Consider the following 1,132-nt stretch of genomic DNA (forward strand, 5'->3'; position numbering starts at 1 on the left):
GCTTCCATGTTCCCCCGCGACGACGTCGCTGCGGTCGCGCTCGCGATCATCGGGATGGGCAAGACCGGCGCGCGCGAACTCAACTACGTGTCCGATGTCGACGTCATCTTCGTCGGCGACGCGGACGACGTCACCACCGAGCGGCTCGGCGGCAGCCGCGTGGTCGACATCGCCACCCGTCTCGCCGTGCAGACGATGCGCGGCATCTCGAGCATGGAGATCGAGCCGCCCCTGTGGGAGGTCGACGCGAACCTGCGTCCGGAGGGCAAGCAGGGCGCCCTCGTGCGCACGCTCGAATCCCACCTGTCGTACTACGACCGATGGGCGTCGAGCTGGGAGTTCCAGGCCCTGCTGAAGGCCCGCGCGATCGCCGGCGATCCGGACCTCGGCGCACGCTACATCGAGGCGGTCGCCCCCAAGGTCTGGTCGAGCGCCGCCCGCACGAACTTCGTCGACAGCGTGCAGCGCATGCGCGAGCGGGTCACCGAGCACATCCCCGCCGCCGACGTGCCGTTCCAGCTCAAACTCGGGCCCGGCGGCATCCGAGACGTCGAGTTCACGGTGCAGTTGCTCCAGCTCGTACACGGATTGACGGATGCGACCGTGCGCGAGCGCGGCACACTGCCCGCCCTCGCGGCGCTTGTCGACGGCGGCTACATCGGGCGGGCGGATGCCGCGGTCTTCGTGTCCGACTACCGGGTGCTGCGGGTGCTCGAGCACCGCGTGCAGCTGCGACGTCTGAGCCGAACCCATCTGATGCCGCGGGAAGAGGACGAGCGTCGTGTGCTCGCCCGCACGAGTGGGCTGGCGGGGTCGGCTGCGGAGATCTGGGAGCTGTGGGAGCGCATCAAGCGCGACGTGCGAGACGTGCACGTGCGGCTCTTCTACCGTCCACTGCTGTCGGCGGTCGCCTCGCTGGGCGAGGGGGAGCGCACGCTGTCGCCCGAGCAGGCGCACGACCGCCTCACCGCGATCGGATTCCGCGACCCGGCGGGGGCGCTGCGCCACATCGCCGCGCTCACCTCTGGTCTCAGTCGCAAGGCCACGATCCAGCGCCACCTCATGCCTGTGATGCTGCGCTGGTTCGCCGACGGCGTCGACCCCGACTACGGCCTCCTCGCGTTCCGTCGGG

The 1,132-nt window shown here is 70.3% G+C and carries 1 pseudogene; it reads left to right on the forward strand.

Annotated elements, in window-relative coordinates:
• Window positions 1-1,132: pseudogene (locus tag ASG00_RS17900) on the forward strand (bifunctional [glutamine synthetase] adenylyltransferase/[glutamine synthetase]-adenylyl-L-tyrosine phosphorylase); the annotation flags it as partial.

It is taken from the genome of Microbacterium sp. Leaf351 (assembly GCF_001423825.1).
Taxonomy (GTDB): domain Bacteria; phylum Actinomycetota; class Actinomycetes; order Actinomycetales; family Microbacteriaceae; genus Microbacterium; species Microbacterium ginsengisoli.